General features: G+C 72.3%; 18 protein-coding genes. 11 read left to right on the top strand and 7 right to left on the bottom strand.

Going from position 1 to position 16699, the window contains the following annotated elements:
• Positions 1 to 3: 3 nt before the first annotated feature.
• The 6 genes from ACWENQ_RS11305 (at position 4) to ACWENQ_RS11280 (ending at position 5126) form a co-directional block, all read left to right on the top strand.
• Positions 4 to 1509, top strand: coding sequence for a phytoene desaturase family protein (locus tag ACWENQ_RS11305; RefSeq protein WP_452413943.1), 1506 nt, complete (start codon positions 4 to 6; stop codon positions 1507 to 1509).
• Positions 1510 to 1542: 33 nt separating this feature from the next.
• Complete coding sequence (locus tag ACWENQ_RS11300) at positions 1543 to 2241, top strand: response regulator transcription factor (RefSeq protein WP_449927363.1); 699 nt, start codon at positions 1543 to 1545, stop codon at positions 2239 to 2241.
• Positions 2238 to 3605, top strand: a complete 1368-nt coding sequence (locus tag ACWENQ_RS11295; RefSeq protein ID WP_452413942.1) for a sensor histidine kinase — start codon at positions 2238 to 2240, stop codon at positions 3603 to 3605. The genes ACWENQ_RS11300 and ACWENQ_RS11295 overlap by 4 nt, the downstream gene beginning before the upstream one ends.
• Before the next feature lie 45 nt (positions 3606 to 3650).
• A complete protein-coding gene (locus ACWENQ_RS11290) occupies positions 3651 to 3908 on the top strand; it encodes a glycosyltransferase (protein WP_452413941.1) in 258 nt (85 codons plus the stop codon).
• Positions 3909 to 4156: 248 nt separating this feature from the next.
• Positions 4157 to 4411 (top strand): hypothetical protein, encoded by a 255-nt coding sequence (locus ACWENQ_RS11285; RefSeq protein WP_452413939.1) that lies wholly within the window; start codon positions 4157 to 4159, stop codon positions 4409 to 4411.
• A 73-nt stretch (positions 4412 to 4484) separates the two neighbouring features.
• Entirely contained in the window at positions 4485 to 5126 is a 642-nt protein-coding gene (locus ACWENQ_RS11280; protein WP_354907316.1) for a TetR/AcrR family transcriptional regulator, read from the top strand.
• 60 nt (positions 5127 to 5186) lie between these two features.
• Here ACWENQ_RS11280 and ACWENQ_RS11275 read toward each other — a convergent pair whose 3' ends face one another.
• From ACWENQ_RS11275 to ACWENQ_RS11250, 6 genes are all read right to left on the bottom strand, one after another.
• The gene (locus tag ACWENQ_RS11275) at positions 5187 to 5519 is read right to left on the bottom strand and encodes a hypothetical protein (protein ID WP_449927375.1); all 333 of its coding nucleotides are present in this window, start codon (positions 5517 to 5519) and stop codon (positions 5187 to 5189) included.
• 201 nt (positions 5520 to 5720) lie between these two features.
• Positions 5721 to 6731: an AraC-like ligand-binding domain-containing protein gene (locus tag ACWENQ_RS11270; RefSeq protein WP_452413938.1), complete on the bottom strand. Its 1011-nt coding sequence runs from the start codon at positions 6729 to 6731 to the stop codon at positions 5721 to 5723.
• 245 nt (positions 6732 to 6976) lie between these two features.
• Positions 6977 to 7570 carry a TIGR03086 family metal-binding protein gene (locus ACWENQ_RS11265; RefSeq protein WP_452413936.1) on the bottom strand — a complete coding sequence of 198 codons (594 nt, stop codon included), beginning with the start codon at positions 7568 to 7570 and terminating at the stop codon, positions 6977 to 6979.
• A 177-nt stretch (positions 7571 to 7747) separates the two neighbouring features.
• Positions 7748 to 8194, bottom strand: a complete 447-nt coding sequence (locus tag ACWENQ_RS11260; RefSeq protein ID WP_449927384.1) for an SRPBCC family protein — start codon at positions 8192 to 8194, stop codon at positions 7748 to 7750.
• A complete protein-coding gene (locus ACWENQ_RS11255; protein ID WP_449927387.1) occupies positions 8191 to 8532 on the bottom strand; it encodes an ArsR/SmtB family transcription factor in 342 nt (113 codons plus the stop codon). Before ACWENQ_RS11255 ends, ACWENQ_RS11260 begins: the two co-directional genes overlap by 4 nt.
• Before the next feature lie 121 nt (positions 8533 to 8653).
• Positions 8654 to 10177 carry an MFS transporter gene (locus ACWENQ_RS11250; RefSeq protein ID WP_452413934.1) on the bottom strand — a complete coding sequence of 508 codons (1524 nt, stop codon included), beginning with the start codon at positions 10175 to 10177 and terminating at the stop codon, positions 8654 to 8656.
• A gap of 138 nt (positions 10178 to 10315) precedes the next feature.
• Between ACWENQ_RS11250 and ACWENQ_RS11245 the strand changes: the two genes are divergently transcribed.
• On the top strand, positions 10316 to 11284 hold the full coding sequence (locus ACWENQ_RS11245) for a LysR family transcriptional regulator (RefSeq protein ID WP_452413933.1): 969 nt from the start codon (positions 10316 to 10318) through the stop codon (positions 11282 to 11284).
• Between the two features lie 6 nt (positions 11285 to 11290).
• On the opposite strand, the gene ACWENQ_RS11240 is transcribed toward ACWENQ_RS11245, so the two are convergent.
• A complete protein-coding gene (locus tag ACWENQ_RS11240; RefSeq protein ID WP_452413931.1) occupies positions 11291 to 12208 on the bottom strand; it encodes a helix-turn-helix domain-containing protein in 918 nt (305 codons plus the stop codon).
• 117 nt (positions 12209 to 12325) lie between these two features.
• Between ACWENQ_RS11240 and ACWENQ_RS11235 the strand changes: the two genes are divergently transcribed.
• From ACWENQ_RS11235 to ACWENQ_RS11220, 4 genes are read left to right on the top strand one after another with little or no spacing between them, the layout of a single operon-like run.
• The gene (locus ACWENQ_RS11235) at positions 12326 to 13198 is read left to right on the top strand and encodes a branched-chain amino acid ABC transporter permease (RefSeq protein ID WP_452413930.1); all 873 of its coding nucleotides are present in this window, start codon (positions 12326 to 12328) and stop codon (positions 13196 to 13198) included.
• The gene (locus ACWENQ_RS11230; protein WP_452413928.1) at positions 13162 to 14361 is read left to right on the top strand and encodes an ABC transporter substrate-binding protein; all 1200 of its coding nucleotides are present in this window, start codon (positions 13162 to 13164) and stop codon (positions 14359 to 14361) included. Before ACWENQ_RS11235 ends, ACWENQ_RS11230 begins: the two co-directional genes overlap by 37 nt.
• Positions 14358 to 16010: a branched-chain amino acid ABC transporter ATP-binding protein/permease gene (locus ACWENQ_RS11225; protein ID WP_452413926.1), complete on the top strand. Its 1653-nt coding sequence runs from the start codon at positions 14358 to 14360 to the stop codon at positions 16008 to 16010. Before ACWENQ_RS11230 ends, ACWENQ_RS11225 begins: the two co-directional genes overlap by 4 nt.
• Positions 16010 to 16693, top strand: a complete 684-nt coding sequence (locus ACWENQ_RS11220) for an ABC transporter ATP-binding protein (protein ID WP_452413924.1) — start codon at positions 16010 to 16012, stop codon at positions 16691 to 16693. The genes ACWENQ_RS11225 and ACWENQ_RS11220 overlap by 1 nt, the downstream gene beginning before the upstream one ends.
• Positions 16694 to 16699 lie beyond the last annotated feature (6 nt).

Below are 16699 nucleotides of genomic sequence, written 5' to 3'. Positions count from 1 at the left end.
CGTATGCCATATGACGTCGTGATCGCCGGCGCCGGCCACAACGGTCTGGTCGCCGCGGCCTACCTGGCCGCCGCGGGCCGCAGCGTGCTCGTCCTCGAACGCCAGGACCACGTGGGCGGCCTGGCCATCTCCACCAGGGCCTTCCCCGGCGTGGACGCCCGCCTGTCGCGCTACTCCTACCTGGTCAGCCTTCTCCCCACGAAGATCGTCAACGACCTGGGGCTCCGCCTCGACCTGCGCCGGCGTCGCTTCGCCTCCTACACGCCCGTCGGAGACGGCGGCCTTCTCGTCGACAACGCCGACGACGAACGCACGGCCGCGTCGTTCCGGCGCGTCACCGGCGGGGAGTCCGACTACCGGGCATGGCGGGAGTTCTACGCCATGACGGCCCGGGTCGCCGAGCGGCTGGCCCCCACCCTGCTCGAACCGCTGCGCCCCGCCGACCGGCTGCGCGAGGTGGTCGGCGACGAGGTGGCCTGGCGCGACCTGTTCGAGCGGCCGATCGGGCAGGTCGTCGACGAGCGCTTCGCCGACGACACCGTGCGCGGGGTGGTGCTGACCGACGCGCTCATCGGCACGTTCGCCGACCCCGCCGAGAACCTGCTGGCCAACAGGTGCTTCCTCTACCACGTCATCGGCGACGGCACGGGCGAGTGGAACGTGCCCGTCGGCGGGATGGGCGCGGTCACCGGCGCGCTGGAGGAGGCGGCGAGGAAGGCCGGCGCCACCATCACGACGGGCGCGGAGATCGTGGGGATCGACCCCTCGGGCGAGGTCACCTTCCGCGACGCCGGGGGCGAGCACACCGTCACCGGCGAACGGGTGCTGGCCAACCTGCCGCCCGCCGTCCTCGACCGGCTGATGGGAGGCTCCCCGGCGGCGCCCGAGGGCGCCCAGCTCAAGATCAACATGGTGTTGAGCAGGCTGCCCCGGCTGAAGGACCCGGACGTGGACCCGCGCGAGGCCTTCAGCGGCACCTTCCACATCAACGAGAGCCGCGACCAGCTCGCGCGCGCCTACGCGCAGGCGGCCCGCGGCGAGGTGCCCGACCTGCCGCCCGCCGAGGTCTACTGCCACTCCCTCACCGATCCCTCCATCCTCGGCCCGGGGCTGCGCGCGCAGACGATGACGCAGACGATGACCTTGTTCGGCCTGCACATGCCCGCCAGGCTCTTCCCCCGCCACAAGAACGAGGCGGTCGCCGCGACCCTGCGCTCGATCGACTCGGTCCTCGCCGAGCCGCTGGAGGACTGCCTGCTCACCGGTCCGGACGGCGAGCCGTGCATCGAGGCCAAGACCCCGCACGACCTGGAGGTCGAGGCCGGGCTGCCCGGCGGCCACATCTTCCACCGCGACCTCGCCTGGCCGTACGGCGAGGCCGGCACCTGGGGCGTCGAGACCGAGCACCCGCGCATCCTGCTGTGCGGCGCGGGCGCCCGGCGCGGCGGCGGCGTCAGCGGCATCCCCGGGCACAACGCCGCGATGGCGCTGCTGCGGGGACCTTCATGACGTTCTCATGAAGCGGGTCTACCGTGGGTCACCATGAGTGATGGCGCGCGGTTGCTGGTGGTGGACGACGAGCCCGCCCTGCGGGAGGCGCTGCAGTCGAGCCTGGAGTTCGAGGGGTACCTGGTCGCCGCCGTCGCCGACGGCCAGGCCGCCCTCGACGAGCTGGGCCGGCAGAGCTACGACGCGGTGCTGCTCGACGTGATGATGCCGCGCGTCGACGGGCTGACCGCCTGCCGCAGGCTGCGCGCGGTCGGCAACCACGTGCCCGTGCTCATGCTCACCGCCAGGGACGCCGTCGGCGACCGCGTCTCGGGACTCGACGCGGGCGCCGACGACTACCTGGTCAAGCCCTTCGAACTGGACGAACTCCTGGCCAGGGTGCGGGCGCTGCTGCGGCGCGGATCGCTCGGCGGGCGCGGCGCGGGCGGCGCCGCGCTGGCCTTCGGCGATCTGCGCATGGACCCGGCCACGCGCGAGGTCACCAGGGGCGGCCGCCGTCTCGACCTGACCAGGACCGAGTACCTGCTGCTCGAGCTGCTGCTCGCGCACCCGCGCCAGGTGCTGACCAGGGAGCAGATCCTCACCGAGGTGTGGGGCTTCGACTTCGAGCCGACCTCGAACTCGCTGGACGTCTACGTGATGTACCTGCGCCGCAAGCTGGAGGCCGAGGGCGAGCCCCGGCTGATCCACACCGTCCGCGGGGTGGGCTACGTGCTGCGGGCCGCCGCGTGAGACGGCGCAGCCTGCGCTCGCGACTGACACTGCTGGTGACGCTGGCGGTGGCGGTCGCGGTCGCGGTCTCTGCGGTCGGCTGCTACCTCATCGTCAAGCACGAGCTGTACGTGCAGATGGACCGCACCTTCGACGAGCAGCGCATGAAGCCACCCGAGGCCAAGCGGTACGACGTCGAGTGGCTGCTCAAGCACTGCCAGCCGACGGCCCAGAGCACCGGGCACTACGGCCGGCCGCCCCAGTCGACCATGGTCGTCTACGCCGACGGGCGGCCCAACTGCTACGTCGGCCCCGGCCTGACCATCACCCCCACGGTGCGGCGGATCGCGGCCCAGGGCGGCTCGGACATCTTCAACGGCACCACCGAGCAGGGCAGGCCGGTCCGCGTCTTCGTCGAGAGCCCCGTGCCAGGAATGGCGATCATGGACAGCCGGCCGCTCGGCGAGCTCCTGGGCACACTGCGCACGCTGACGTTCCTGCTGGCCAGCGTCGCCGCCATCGGCGTGCTCGGGGCGGCCTGCGCCGGCCTGCTCGTCTCCCGTACGGCCCTGCGCCCCGTCGGCCGCCTCACCGAGGCCGTCGAGCACATCGCCAGGACCGAGGACCTCAACACCACCATCCCGGTCGACGGCACCGACGAGATCGCCAGGCTCAGCCGGTCCTTCAACGCCATGACCGGCGCCCTGGCCGGCTCCCGCGAGCGCCAGCAGCAACTGGTCGCCGACGCCGGCCACGAGCTGCGCACCCCCCTCACCAGCCTGCGCACCAACATCGACCTGCTGCTGCGCAGCGAGCACACCGGCAGGGCCATCGACCCCAAGGCCAAGCAGCGCCTGCTGGTCAACCTCAAGGCGCAGTTCGAGGAGCTGACCACGCTGGTCGGCGACCTGCTGCAGCTGGCCAGGGGCCAGTCCGACCACGAGCCGCACGTCGAGCACGCCTTCCACGACGTCGTCGGGGCCGCCGCCGCCCGTGCCAGGCTGCGCGGCGCGGACGTCACCACCGACCTCGACCCCTGGTACGTCGTGGGCCACCCCTCCTCGCTCGAACGCGCCGTCATGAACCTGCTCGACAACGCCGCCAAGTTCAGCCCGGGCGGCAAGGTCGAGGTGGAACTGCACGGCGGCGAGCTGACGGTCCGCGACCACGGTCCCGGCATCCCCGCCGAGGAACTGCCGCACGTCTTCGAACGCTTCTGGCGCTCCCCGTCGGCGCGCGGCCTGCCCGGCTCGGGGCTCGGGCTGGCCATCGTGGCGCAGGCCGTCCAGGAGGCGGGAGGACAGGTACGGCTCGACAACGCCCCCGGCGGCGGCGTGATCGCGCGTGTCGACCTGCCAGGATCGCCGGTTCTCACTCACCCTTAAGAGCGGCCTCAGTCACGTTCAAGACGCTGTCGCGACCGTGGACCCATGAACACTGCACTCAGGACGCGCCTGGTCGAGGTGGTCGTCCCGGTCCACAACGAGCAGCGGGCGTTGCCGGATTGCGTCGCCAGGCTGCACGAGCACCTCACCACGTCCTTCCCCTACGGCTTCCGCATCACGATCGCCGACAACGCCAGCTCCGACGGCACCTGGCGCATCGCCCAGGAGCTGGCCGCGCGCTACCCGGGGGTGCGGGCCGTACGGGTGGAGGAGAAGGGGCGCGGCAGGGGGGGTACGCGGTGACACCGCTGGGCGCGCCGGTCAACGGGACCAACCCGACGGCGGGGCCGTCCGGTGACGCCGGCCGTCTGGGCGGCGCCGACGGGCCGCAGGGCGGAGTCGGGTCCCCCGGTGGGGACGGGCCTTCGGGCGCGGCCGGTTTTCCGGGCGGGGAAGGCGCGCCCGGACAGGAGGGGACGCCGGGTCAAGGGACGCCGGGACGAGGGGCGCCGGGTCAAGGGACGCCGGGACAAGGGGCGCCGGGTCACGGGTTGCCGGGACGAGAGGCGCCGGGACAAGCGGGGGAGGGGGCGACGCAGGGGCAGGACGGGCCGGCGGGACGGGCGGGCGGCGGCCGGATGCCCGCAGGCGGCGGTGGTCCGGGCTGGGAGGCCGGCGACGAGCTGACCGCCTACCTGGAGGCGCACCAGGACGGCGCCACCTGGCTGGTCGCGGTCGACAGCGCGGGGCAGGCGTCGTCGCTCATCCTGAGGACCGGCAAGCCGGCGACCTCGGGCGCCGCGTGACCTCCGGGTGGGCCCGGGATGCCCCGGCGACCTCGGGCGCCGCCCGCGCCGCGGCATCGGCTAGTCTTGGCCGGTGCGACGTGCGGACGGTGCCCGAGGCAGCAGGGCGGACCAGGCTGACCAGCGCAGGGCCGAGCTGCTGGAGGCCACGCGCAAGGTCGTTCTCGAACGCGGCCTGGCCAACACGAGGGTCGCCGACATCGCCAAGGCGGTCAACGTCAGCGGCGGGCTCATCCACTACCACTTCGCCACCAAGGACGAGCTGATCACCGCCATGCTGCGGGCCACGCTCGACATCGAGAGCGCCCGGCTCGACCAGCTGGTCACCGGTGAGGGCAGCGCCGTCGAACGCCTCGACAGGGTGCTGCGCTTCTACATCCCGCAGTCGCGCTCCGACCAGAGCTGGCTGCTGTGGATCGACGCCTGGAACACCGCGCTCAGGGAGCCGGCCGTCCGCAAGATCGTGCTGGAGCTGGAGACGACGTGGCTGCGCGCCCTGGAGCAGGTGATCTCCGAAGGGGCCGACACGGGCGAGTTCAGCTGCGAGGACCCGGCGGGCGCGGCCGAACGCATCGACGCGATGCTCGACGGGCTGATCATCCGCTACACGCTCCACCCGAACGTCCTGTCGCGGCCCCGGCTGCTGGAGCACGCGCACATGGCCGCCGCCCGCGAGGTCGGCATCTCGCCCGACGCGTTCGCCCGCTCCTCGTGAGCGGCGGGCTCCCGGGCGACGGGGCCTTCGCGAGCGGTGGCGCCGCTCGTTCAGGTTCGATCACCAGGGGGCGTTGCTGCACCAGCGGGAGCTGAAGTAGGTGTCCGGCGTGTCACCGTCCGACCCGCCGTCGTTGTCCGCCCACCAGTCCCATATGTACATCCCGGAGTTGGTGTCCCGCCAGTAGCCGCGGACGTAGTGGTTGCCCGTGTTGTGGGAGTGACCACGGGCATCGGTCATGGGATCTCCGCCGGGGCTGTCGTTGATCCGGATCCACCTCCACTCGCACCGGGTGTCCGCCTGCGCCGACGTGGTCCCACCCGCGACCATGACGCCGGCCAGCAACACGGCCGCGGAGCCGAGGGCGCTCCATCGTTTGAGTGTCCGCTTCATTTCTCTCCCCTTGGGTGAGGCGTTCAGGAGACGTGCGGTGCCGGGTCCGCCCATGGCGATCGACCCGCTCAGTATCCTGACAAGCGGTTGCGGAAGTCTTTACCGCAGCGTGCAAGATTCCTTGGCGATGAGCGCACGTGCGGGCACGAAGGGCGACACCGTCGGCGCGGCTTGATCTCACCCCGCGAGAGGCCGTCCCTGCTACTCCGGACCGCCGGTACGCGTTGTCGCACCCAGGTCGCCGGCGTGTGCCGCATGACGGTATTCCGAAGGGGACACGCCGTACGCGGAACGGAACGCGCGGCTGAAGTCGGCAGGAGTGGCGAAACCTCCGCGCCGGGCGATGGCGCTGATGGGCAGGGCGCGCAGCGAGGCGTCGCCGAGGTCCGCGCGACACCGTTCGAGGCGTCGCCGGCGGATCCGGCCCATGACGGTCTCGCCCCGCTGCTGGAAGAGAAGTTGCAGGTAGCGGACCGATATGTGGTGCTGGGCCGCGATGGCGGCGGGCGTCAGGGCCCGATCGGCGAGGTTGTGCTCGATGAAGGCGTGAATGCGCAACAGCAGAGACCGCTGGCGCGTCTCCGGCGGGAGGGCGTCGTCGGCGTCCAGGGCTTGGGCGAACAACGCGGACACCAGGTCGACCGCGACCGTCCCCAGCCGAGGCCCGTCGGACGGCCGGTACGCGTCGGTTCCTCTCGCCAGCTGTCCGAGGAAATGGGTCAGCAGCGCGCCGAACCCCTCCCTCATCGACAGCTTGCGCACGACCAGGGTGTCGAGCGACTTCCCTGGGAGGTGCAGTAACGCCTTGGGGATCTCCACCCCTATTCCCGCGTGCCGGCCGGGGACGTCACCGGCCTGGAACTCGGCGGGCCGCGAGGTGTCGAAAATGCATAAATCGTAGGGGCCGTATTCGATCTCGTGATGGCCGCGAGTGGTCCTGAGAGGGCCTTTCGTGGGCAGCGACAAGTGCACACCCTCGGGGTCGGACTGCCGGATCAGCCGCGGGGTCCGGCGAAAGCGCATCGGCTTGAAGGCCGTCAGCCAGACGGAGACGGCGCCGAGATCCAGCAGACGCTGAGCGGCCCAGAAGTCCTTCCGGTGATCGCTCTGCATGTCCAGGGGTGCGTGCGTCCGGTTGACGAGGTCGTGCCAGTGATCGAACCGATCCGCCGCGGGCACATCGTCACTCCGGAACACCGTCTCAGACAACATCTCCGTCTCCTCCACGTCTGGTCAGGACCCGTACCGCCGAACCCCACGCTGCCCGCAGGCTCGGCGCGTCCGGAGCGCCCCACTGATGAGCTCCACCATCACATTTCCGGCAGAGCCGGTCGAGGGTCCCGCCGGCCGGTCCCGTGCCATGCCGGCCGTCCGTAGCAGGACCGGCGGCGAAGGCGCGGGAATCCGGGAGCGCGACAGCCGGGGAGAATCCGGAGCGGGACAGCAGGGGAGCGCGGTCAGGGGCGGCGGCCGGTGAAGCAGAGGAAGGTCGTCTGCGGGTCGGCGCCGGCCGGTGGCTCGATCTCCTCGCGGAAGGCGTCGGTCGCCTGGAGCGCGGCATAGTGCGGGCGCAGCGCCTCATGTGTCCTGACGACGGCCTCGAGGTCCAGCCGCTCGTCCCCGCCGACGGCACGGGCCAGGTCCCAGGTGTGCACCAGCAGTTCGAGCGCGCCCACCACGTCGGCCGCCCGCTCCACGGGGACGGGGCCGATCGGGCTGAACGGCAGCGGCGTGGCGGCCAGCTCAGGGTCGGTAAGTACGGCCCGCAGACCGGCCCTGGCCTCGGCGTACGCGGCGGCGAGATCGGCGTGCGGCTCGACCGGCGGCGCCTCACCCATGCCTGAGACCCGCACCCCGTGAGAGGGCCGGGGCGGAACGCCGCGCACGGCCGCGACGATGCCGCGATGCCCGTTGACGACGTGGGCCACGACGTCGCGGGCGGTCCATCCCGCGCAGGGACTCGCCAGGTCCCATCGGTCGGCCGGGGTCGCCTCGATGCGGGCCAGGAAACCCGCCGCGAGGCGGTCGACGCGGTCGGCGACATCGGACATGACTGCTCCGTTCATCGGTGTTCGTGAAAGATCCGGCAGAGGGCTTCACCGGTGTTCGTGGGAGATCCGGCAGAGGGCTTCATCGGTGTTCGTGGGAGATCCGGCGGAGGGCGCGGTCGCGCCGTACGGCGTCCGGGTGCGGGCCGTGCGGCGTCCGGGAGAGGAGCGCGCCCCGGCTCAGAGTGAGTCGAGGAGGTCTTCCAGGCCGCGGATGACCGCCGAACGCCAGCCGCCGCCCATGATCCTGCGGGCCCGCTGCTGGAGCGGGTTGTCCGGGTCGAAGCCGTCGTGGCGCAGGAAGAGCCGGGTGCCCGTGCCCTCCGGCTCCAGCGTCCAGGTGATCGTCCAGTCGGTGTCGTCGGCCGGATCGGCGTCCCGCCAGCGCAGGCGGAGCATCCGCTCGGGCTCGAAGGCCAGCACCTCGGCCAGGACCGTGCCCGAGAACCCGGTGGAAGGCATGGGTACGGCCCGCATGACGTAACGGTGGCCGACCTCGAGCCGGAAGTCGCCGGGCATCAGCCACCGGGCCAGCAGGTCCGGCTCGGTCAGCGCCCGCCACACCTTGGCAGGGGGATGCGGCAGGAACTGGTCGAGGTGGAGGGCGGTGAGATCGTCGTCGCTCATGGCTCTTCGTCCTCGAGCCGGTCGAGCAGATCGCGCAGCCCGGTCAGCTTCTCGCGCCAGAACCTCTCGAAGGGCGTGAGCCACTCCTGCACGTCGAGCAGCGGAACCGGCTCCAGCTGGTACAGCCGTTGCCGCCCTGCTTTCCGCTCGGTGACCAGTCCCGCCTCGCGCAGCACTCGCAGGTGTTCGGAGAAGCTCGGCCGGGACATCTCGAAGCGCCCGGCCAGCGCCTGCACCGGTCGCGGGCCCTCCTCCCTGAGCAGCCGCAGCACCTCGCGGCGCACGGGACTGGACAGGGCCGCGAAGACCTGGTCCTCGGTCGTCCGTTCGGCGATCACGGCAGGTCGGCGGCCGGAGGGAGCGGCGCGGGGATCGGCGACGCGGTCGCGAGGGTGAACCCGGTCCGGGCCCTCTTCGTGATGTGCATGCGCCCACTATAGGTAGGAAATTTCCTACGTGTCACGTCTTCTGTGACCGGCGATGCGGAGAAGGAGGTTCGGCGAGGTCGCTGCTGCCCGTACGCCCGGATGACGGGCATGTCCTCCAACGGCCGGGCGAGCGCCGGGAACGCGCCCGGAGCGCGAGGACCACGGCCAGGCCAAGGGCCACGAGGAGGGCCGCGACGGCGAAGGTCCAGTGAGTCCCGCGGGCCACCTTCGCCGACGCCGCCGTCGTGACCTCGCTCGTCCCTGAGGCGAAGGCGAAGATCGCGCCCATGACCGACGCGCCGGTGATGAGGCCCAGGTTCCGGGACAGGTTCACCATGCCCGACACCAGGCCCCGCTGGTGCGGGGAGACGTCCTTCATGACCGCGGTGTTGTTGGCCGCCTGGAACAGCGCGTAGCCGGCGGTGACGGTGACCAGCGGCAGGACGTATCCGAGGACACCGGCGGCCACTGGCATCAAGGAGAGCGCCGCCGTGCCGCCGATGACGCCGCCGAGCCCGACGATCACCATGGCCTCGGGCCCGAAGCGATCGGTGGCGCGGCCCGCCGGGACGCCGGCGAGGGCGGCGACCGCCGGACCGGCCGACATCGCCAGTCCCACGGAGGCCGGGTCCAGCCCGAGCGCCCGGGACAGGTGGAAGGGGCCGACCACGAGGGTGGTCATCATGACGGTCGAGACCAGCGCGCTGGTCGTCAGGCCGGCGGCCAGGACGGGATCGCGGAACATCGAGAGGGTCAGCAGCGGGGAGGCGACCCTGCGCTCGATGATGACGAACAGGCCGAGGGCCGCCCCGGAGACGACGAGCAAGCCGATGGCCGGCGGGCCGAACGCCGTGGGTTCGATCGTCATGGCCAGCGCGTAGGCGCCCAGGGTGAGGGCCAGCAACGCCGTACCCGCGGTGTCGAACCGCCCGCGCGCGGCGCTCGTCGCAGGTGCGGACGGCAGTCGCAGCGTCAGCGCGAACGCGAGAAGGCCCAGCGGCACGCCGATGAGGAAGATCGCCCGCCAGCCGGACACCGCGATGAGGACGCCACCCAGGGAGGGCCCCAGCGCGGTGCCGACCGCCGACATCGTCCCCAGCAACCCCATGACGCTGCCGGTGCGCTCCTTGGGCACACTCTCGCCGACGAAGGCCATCGTCAGCGCCATCATGCACGCGGCGCCGGCTCCTTGGAGCGCCCGGGCGGCGACCAGGAGGGGAAGGTTCGGGGCCAGACCGCACAGCAGCGTCGCGAGCGTGAACGCGGCGATGCCGCCGAGCAGGAGACGGCGCCGGCCGGCGATGTCGCCGAGCCGGCCGGCGCCCACGATCAGGGTCGTGACGGCCAGCAGATAGGCGATCACGACCCACTGGACCTCGTTGAAGGCGGCCTCGAAAGCCGCGGCCATGGCCGGCAGGCCGACGTTGGCGATGCTGGTGCTCAGCGAGGGCAGGAGCATGGACAGCGACAGCGCGGCCAGCGTCCAGCCCAGTGCTGGCCGGCGCGCCGGCGATGTCCGCCGCGGTTCGGTGCCCGCGGGTGTCGATCGTCTCAAGACAAAGCCTCTTCCTGGGGTGGGAGGGGGTCGTCATGGACGGTAGGCCCCATATCGGGCCTGGCGGAAGGCGCACAGATGGAAAGTCATATGTGCATGCGACGCCATATATGGGGCGGCCTGTGAGATCGTGTGCGCATGGCACGGCCCGATCTGAACCTCCTGGTCACCCTCGACGTCCTGCTCGAGGAGGGGAGCGTGACGCGAGCGGGAGAACGGCTGGCGCTCAGTCCTTCCGCCATGAGCCGCGCGCTCGCGCGGTTGCGAAGAGCCACCGGTGACCCGCTGCTCGTGCGGGCCGGGCGCGGGCTGGTGCCCACGCCGCGCGCCCTGGAACTGCGTGACCGGGTGCGCGGCCTGGTCCAGGACGCCGAAGAGGTGCTACGGCCGGCCAGGACGCTCGAGCTGGCGACGCTGGAGCGGACCTTCGTGTTGCGCAGCAGCGACGGGTTCGTGGAGCGGTTCGGACCCGCGTTGGTGGCCAAGGTCGGCGCCGAGGCTCCTGGCGTGCGGCTGCGGTTCGTGCGGAAGACCGCCAAGGACACCGGTCCCTTGCGGGACGGCGGTGCCGACCTGGAGACGGGCGTCGTCGAACACGATCCGCCCCCGGACGTGCTGACCACGCCCCTGTTCACCGACCGGTTCATCGGGGTGGTGCGGAGCGAGCACCCGCTGCGCACCGGGAAGGTCACGACGGCCCGGTACGCCTCCGCGCGGCACGTGCACGTCTCGCGGCGTGGCCTGACCGAGGGGCTCGTGGACGAGGCGCTTCGCCCGACAGGCCGCCACCGGCAGGTCGTGACGGTCGTGGACGGCTTCAGCGCCGCCCTGGCACTGGCGAAGGCCTCGGACCTGGTCGCCACGGTCCCGGCGCGTCACACCGCGAACATGCGGCGCGGGATGTACTCCTTCGAGCTGCCCTTCCAGGCTCCCGAGGTGACGGTGTCGCTGCTGTGGCACGTCCGGCTCGACGCGGACCCGGCGCACCGGTGGCTGCGCGCCTGCGTGCTCGAGGTGTGCCGGCACGAGAGCGGACCGGAAGGGCCGGACGAGGAGCCCGGCCACCCGGGTCCCTCCCGACGGGCCCGCATCGGCGCGGTGGACTGACCGCGATCAAACGGAGGCGAGGCGGCGGAGCTCCCGGGGGGACACGCAGAACTCGGCCTTGAACAGCTTGGTGAAGTGGCTGCCGTCGGGCATTCCCCACCGCGCGGCGATCGCGTAGGCGGGCAGATGCGCGAGCGCCGGGTCGGTGAGGTCGCGCCGGATGCGATCGAGCCGGACCCGCCGGACGTGCTCGCCCACGGTCATGCCATGCCCGCGGAACAGGGCGTGCAGGGAGCGCACCGACAGATGGTGAGCCGACGCGATCCGCCCCGGAGTCAGCGCCTCGGCCAGGTGCTGATCGATGTGGGCGAGGACGCGCTCGAGCAGACCGGCATCCCCGGCCTGGCGGTCCGAAGCGCGCATCAGCGTGTGCAGCAACCCGCCGAGATGCTCGCCCATCTCCGCGCGGGAGACCGGTCCCAGCCCGCCGGCGTGTCCCGCCACCTCGATGAGCATCGCGCTCAGGATCCGGCCGAGCGGGGAGCGGGGCAGGAGCGGGTTGGCGGTCAGCTCGCGCCTGCGGCAGACATGGCCGGCCGTACCGGGGTCGAGGGACAGCACGAACCAGCGGTGCCGGCCGTTCAGCTCCAGCCGGAACGGGCGGTCGCCCGCGTACAGCACGAACTCGCCGGGTGCGATCGGGCAGCGGCGCCCGTCCTGCTCCAGCACCGCCTCCCCGGACAGCAGCAGCCCCAGGCTGCCCACGTTGGGCGCGAAGGTGGGGGCATGCGGGTGGACCCGCGCGCCGTGTTCCCCGCTGATCTCGCAGGCGCGCAAGCGGCCGAACCGCTCCGGCCGCAGTTCGAGGGAGTGCGGGTCGGCCACCTTGACCACGACGGTGTCCGAAGCCTGCCGGCGGTCGGCCGAGCGGGTGTCGAGGTACCCGAACACGAAGGCGCCGTCGCACCGGGATTCCACAGGCATCGCCACTCCTTAGCGCTGGCGGACCAGAAAGGTGCGCTCACACACCAGTACTGATCGCGGAATGGGCAGATGCTCGCATCCACCTCTCCATACGCGGAAGTGAAAAGACGGTCACAGGTGGATGTACTTCTTGCGATCCTCAGCCTCTTCGGCCTGTACGGGCTGGTGACTCTCGGCATCGCCGTCATCTTCGCGGCCACGCGGGTGGTGAACCTGGCGCAGGGTGACCTGGTGATGGCCGGCGCCTACACCGTGTCGGTCGTCACCGGGGTGGCGTTCGGCTGGCGGGCGCTGCTCGCGCTGGCGCTGAGCGCTCCGGTTCTGCTCGGCGTCGAGCGCGTGTTGCTGCGCAGGCCGCTGGCGGACGGCCTGGCGACGATGCTCGTCACCTGGGGCGTGGGCATGGCGTTACGGCAGGTGGCAGAACTGTGTTTCACCTCCACCTCCCGCTCGGTCGCCGTGCCGATCACCGGCACGGTCACGCTCCTCGGCGCCACCTACCCCGCCTACCGGCTGGTCAGCGCGGTGATCGCCGTCGCGGTCATCGCGGTGGTGCTGCTCGCCGCCTACCGGACGAGCTGGGGCCTGAGGTTGCGCGCGGTGGCCGACAACGCCCCGATGGCGGCGCTCCTCGGCACCGATCCGCGCCGGGTCAGGTCAGGGGCGTTCGTGCTGGGCGGGCTGCTGGCCGTCCTCGCGGGTGCGCTCTACGGCCCGATCCTCGCCGTCAATCCGAGCATGGGGTTCGGCCTGCTGGTGCCGGTCTTCTTCGGCCTGCTCTTCAGCCGCCCGGGTGCGCTCGGCACGGCGGCGGCCGCCGCCCTCGTCATCGCCGCCCTCCAGGCCCTGCTGCGGACCTGGTTCACCGACGTGCTGGCCGAGGCCCTCTTCTACCTGACTGTGGTCGCGATCGCCGCGCTGCGCTCGCGCTCGTGGATTCGGAGGTTCATCTCATGGCTCATGCGCACCCTCGTCCCCTCGCGGCCGTAGCGGCCGCCGCCCTACTCGCCACCAGCGCCTGCGCCGGCGCGGCGCTGTCGGGCGGCGAGGCCACGGCAGGCGGCCCGTTGAAGATCGGCGTCATCGTCCCCCTCACCGGGCCGGTCGCTTCCACCGGCAAGGCCCTGCAGAACGGATTCGAGCTGGGGGTCAAGAAGGTCAACGAGGCCGGCGGCGTCGGCGGGGGCAAGGTCGAGTTCGTCGTCGCCGACGACGCGAGCAACCCAGCCACCGCGACCCAGCTGGCCCGCAAGATGATCCAGCAGGACAAGGTCTCCATGATCTTCGGGACGATCACCGGTGACACCGCCGAGGCCGTCGCCCAGGTGGCCGACGCCGCGAAGGTCCCCTTCGGCACCGCCATCCTCGGCGACACCGAGAAATGTTTCCCCTACCAGTGGGGATTCGGCGAGTCCACCCGCCAGCTGCTCGTCCCGAGCATCCCCGACCTGGTCAAGAAGTACGGCCGGCGGGTGGCGATCGTCGGCTCCGACTACAACTACCCCCACTTCTACGCCGGTATCGCCAAGGAGCAGATCAAGGCGGCCGGCGCCGAGACCGTGGCGGAGGAGTACAGCCCGCTCGGCCAGGCCGACTGGCAGCCGGTGGTCGCCCGGCTCAAGGACGCCAAGCCGGACCTGCTGCTGTCCATGGTCGTCGGCGGCGACGCCGTCGCCTTCAGCAAGCAGGCCGAGCAGTTCGGGCTGCTCACCCCCGCCCTCGGGTACGAGGGCGCCCCGCTCGACACCGACTACTACCCGGCGCTCGGCCCGCTGGTGGACGGCCGCACCCATGCCGTGCGCTGGACCGACGCGCTCGACGACCCCGAGAGCGAGAAGTTCGTCGCCGACTACCGGGCCGCCTACTCCTTCCAGGGGCCGATCCCGGAGGTCGCGGGCAACGCCTACTTCGGCATCCAGTTCTTCCTGGCCGCCGCGGGCAAGGCCGGCAGCCTCGACGGCGAGAAGATCAACGCGGAGATCGGCAGGCTCTCCTTCGATTCGCCGCTCGGCCCCGGCACCTCCTTCGCCCCGGCCAACCACGTGCTCCAGGCCGACATGCTGGAGACGACGATCAAGCCAGGTGGCGTCTACGAGGTGTCCCGCTCCTACGGCCGGGTCCCCGACACGACCCCGAAGAAGGGCTGTGCATGAGGCCCTACCTGATCGGAGCGGCTGCCGTCCTGCTGCTGGCGGCCGCCCCCTTCGGCCTGCCCGCCTTCGCTCTGGCCACCCTGACGCTCGGCCTGTGCAACGGCCTGTTCGCCTACGGCCTCGACCTGTCGTGGGGCAGGGCGGGCCTGCTCAGCGTCGGCCACGCCGCCTTCTTCGGGCTCGGCGCCTACGCCGTCGCGCTCGACCTGCCGCTTACGCTGGTCCTGCCCGCCGCGATCGCCGCCTCGGTGGCGATCGCTGTCCCGATGGTCCGGATCGGGCTGGCCTCCGGCGTCCCGGACGCGCCGCTCATCCTCCTGACGATCGGTGTCAGCCTGCTGCTCCAGCGGGCCGCCACCAGCCTCACCGGCCTGACCGGCGGCACCAACGGCCTGGCGGTGGCCGGGCCGGGCATCGTCGCCGGCTTCTACCTGACACTCGGCGTCGTCACCGCCATCGTCCTGCTGACCAGCCTGACCGTGGTGCGCGGCGCGTTCGGCGCGCGGCTGACCGCCGCCCACCGCAATCCCGACCGGGCCGCGCAGAGCGGGATCGACGTGCTGCGCACCCGGACGATCGCCTTCGCCACCAGCGCGGCGATCTCGACCGTGGCCGGCGCCCTCTACGCCCCGGCCGCCGGGCTGGTCTCGCCGCAGGTCTTCGGGCTGGCCCTGTCGACCAGCGTGCTGATCTGGCTGGCTCTGGGCGGCCGGGAGTCGACCACCGGCCCGTTCCTCGGCGCCGTGCTCGTCACCGCCGGCGAGCAGCTGCTCGGCAGCGCCTGGCAGGGCTGGTACGTGCTGGGCCTGGCCGTGGTGTTCGTCCTCGTCGTCCAGCTGGCACCGGACGGGCTCGCCGGGCTGCCCGGCCTGCTGCGGCGGGGCCCGGCCCGCCGGCTGCCTCCGGCCGCAGGCCGCCACGCCCCCCGGCCCCGCCGTACGGCCGAGCCCGGACCCGCGGCCCTCGACCTGCGCGGTGTCCGCCACTCCTTCGGCCCGGTTGACGTGCTCACCGGCGTCGACCTGACGGTCGGCGACGGCCGATGCGTCTGCCTGATCGGACCCAACGGGGCCGGGAAGAGCACCCTGCTGGCGGTCATCGCGGGCCAGCTCGCCCCCGACGCCGGGCACGTCACCATCTTCGGGCTCGACGCCACCACCCGGCCGGTCCACGAGCGGGTACGGCTCGGCCTGGGGCGGATGTTCCAGATCCCCAGCGTCTTCACCGACCTGTCACCCGCCGACAACCTGCGGATCGCCCGCCTGGACACGCCCGGTCAGGTGGAACTGCCCGCCGAGTACGCCGACCTGGCCGCCGACGAGACCACCGAGGTCCGGGCGCTGCCGCTGGCCGACCGGCGGCGGCTGGAGCTGGCGATGGTGCTGGCCGGCGCGCCCCGGCTGATGCTGCTCGACGAGCCCGCCGCGGGGCTCGGTCCGGACGACGCGCGCACCCTCATCCATGAGCTCAAGCAGGTGGCCGAGCGGACCGGCTGCGCGATGGTCGTCGTCGAGCACGACATGGCGATCGTCAGGGAACTGGCCGACGACGTCGTGGTCCTGCACGCCGGACGCGTGATCGCGCACGGCCCGATGGACGAGATCACCACCGACCCCGCGGTCCGCGAGGCCTACCTGGGAGTGCGCTGATGCTCGAGCTCACGAGCGTGTGCGGCGGATACGGCCAGGCCGCCGTCGTCCGCGATGTCACCTTGACCGTCGCGCCGGGCGAGATGGTCGCCCTGCTCGGCCGCAACGGCACCGGCAAGACCACCCTCCTGCGCACCGTGTTTGGCCTGGCCGACCGGCAGGGCGGCGATGTCCGCCTCGACGGCCGCCCCGTCGTGCCCGGCCGCCCGGACCTGCTGGCCCGCCGTGGCGCGGCCCTGATGCCGGAGGACCGCGGCGTCTTCCCCACCCTGACCGTCGCCGAGAACCTGCGGCTCGCCGTACGAAGGGACTTCACCCCCGCCGTCGACCCGCGTGAGCTGTTCCCGCTGCTCACCGAGCGGCACGGCCAGGCGGCGGGCACCCTGTCCGGCGGCCAGAAACAGCAGCTCGGCATCGCCCGGGCGATCCTGTCGGGCCGCAGCCTGATCGCCGTCGACGAACTGACCCAGGGCCTGCAGCCCTCCCTCGTCCGCGACGTCCTGGAAGCGCTGGCCACGATCGCCGGAACCGGCGTGCCTGTCGTCGCGGTGGACCAGCACGCCGGGTTGCTGCTCGACCGCTGCGGCCGGGCGGTGGTGATGGAGGCGGGCCAGGTCGTCTTCGACGGCCCCAGCGACCCGCGGACCAGGCAGGACCTCGAACGGCTGCTCGCCGTCGGCTGACCCCCA

Source organism: Nonomuraea sp. NPDC004354 (genome assembly GCF_053602555.1).
This window is presented reverse-complemented; position numbering and strand designations above follow the sequence as displayed.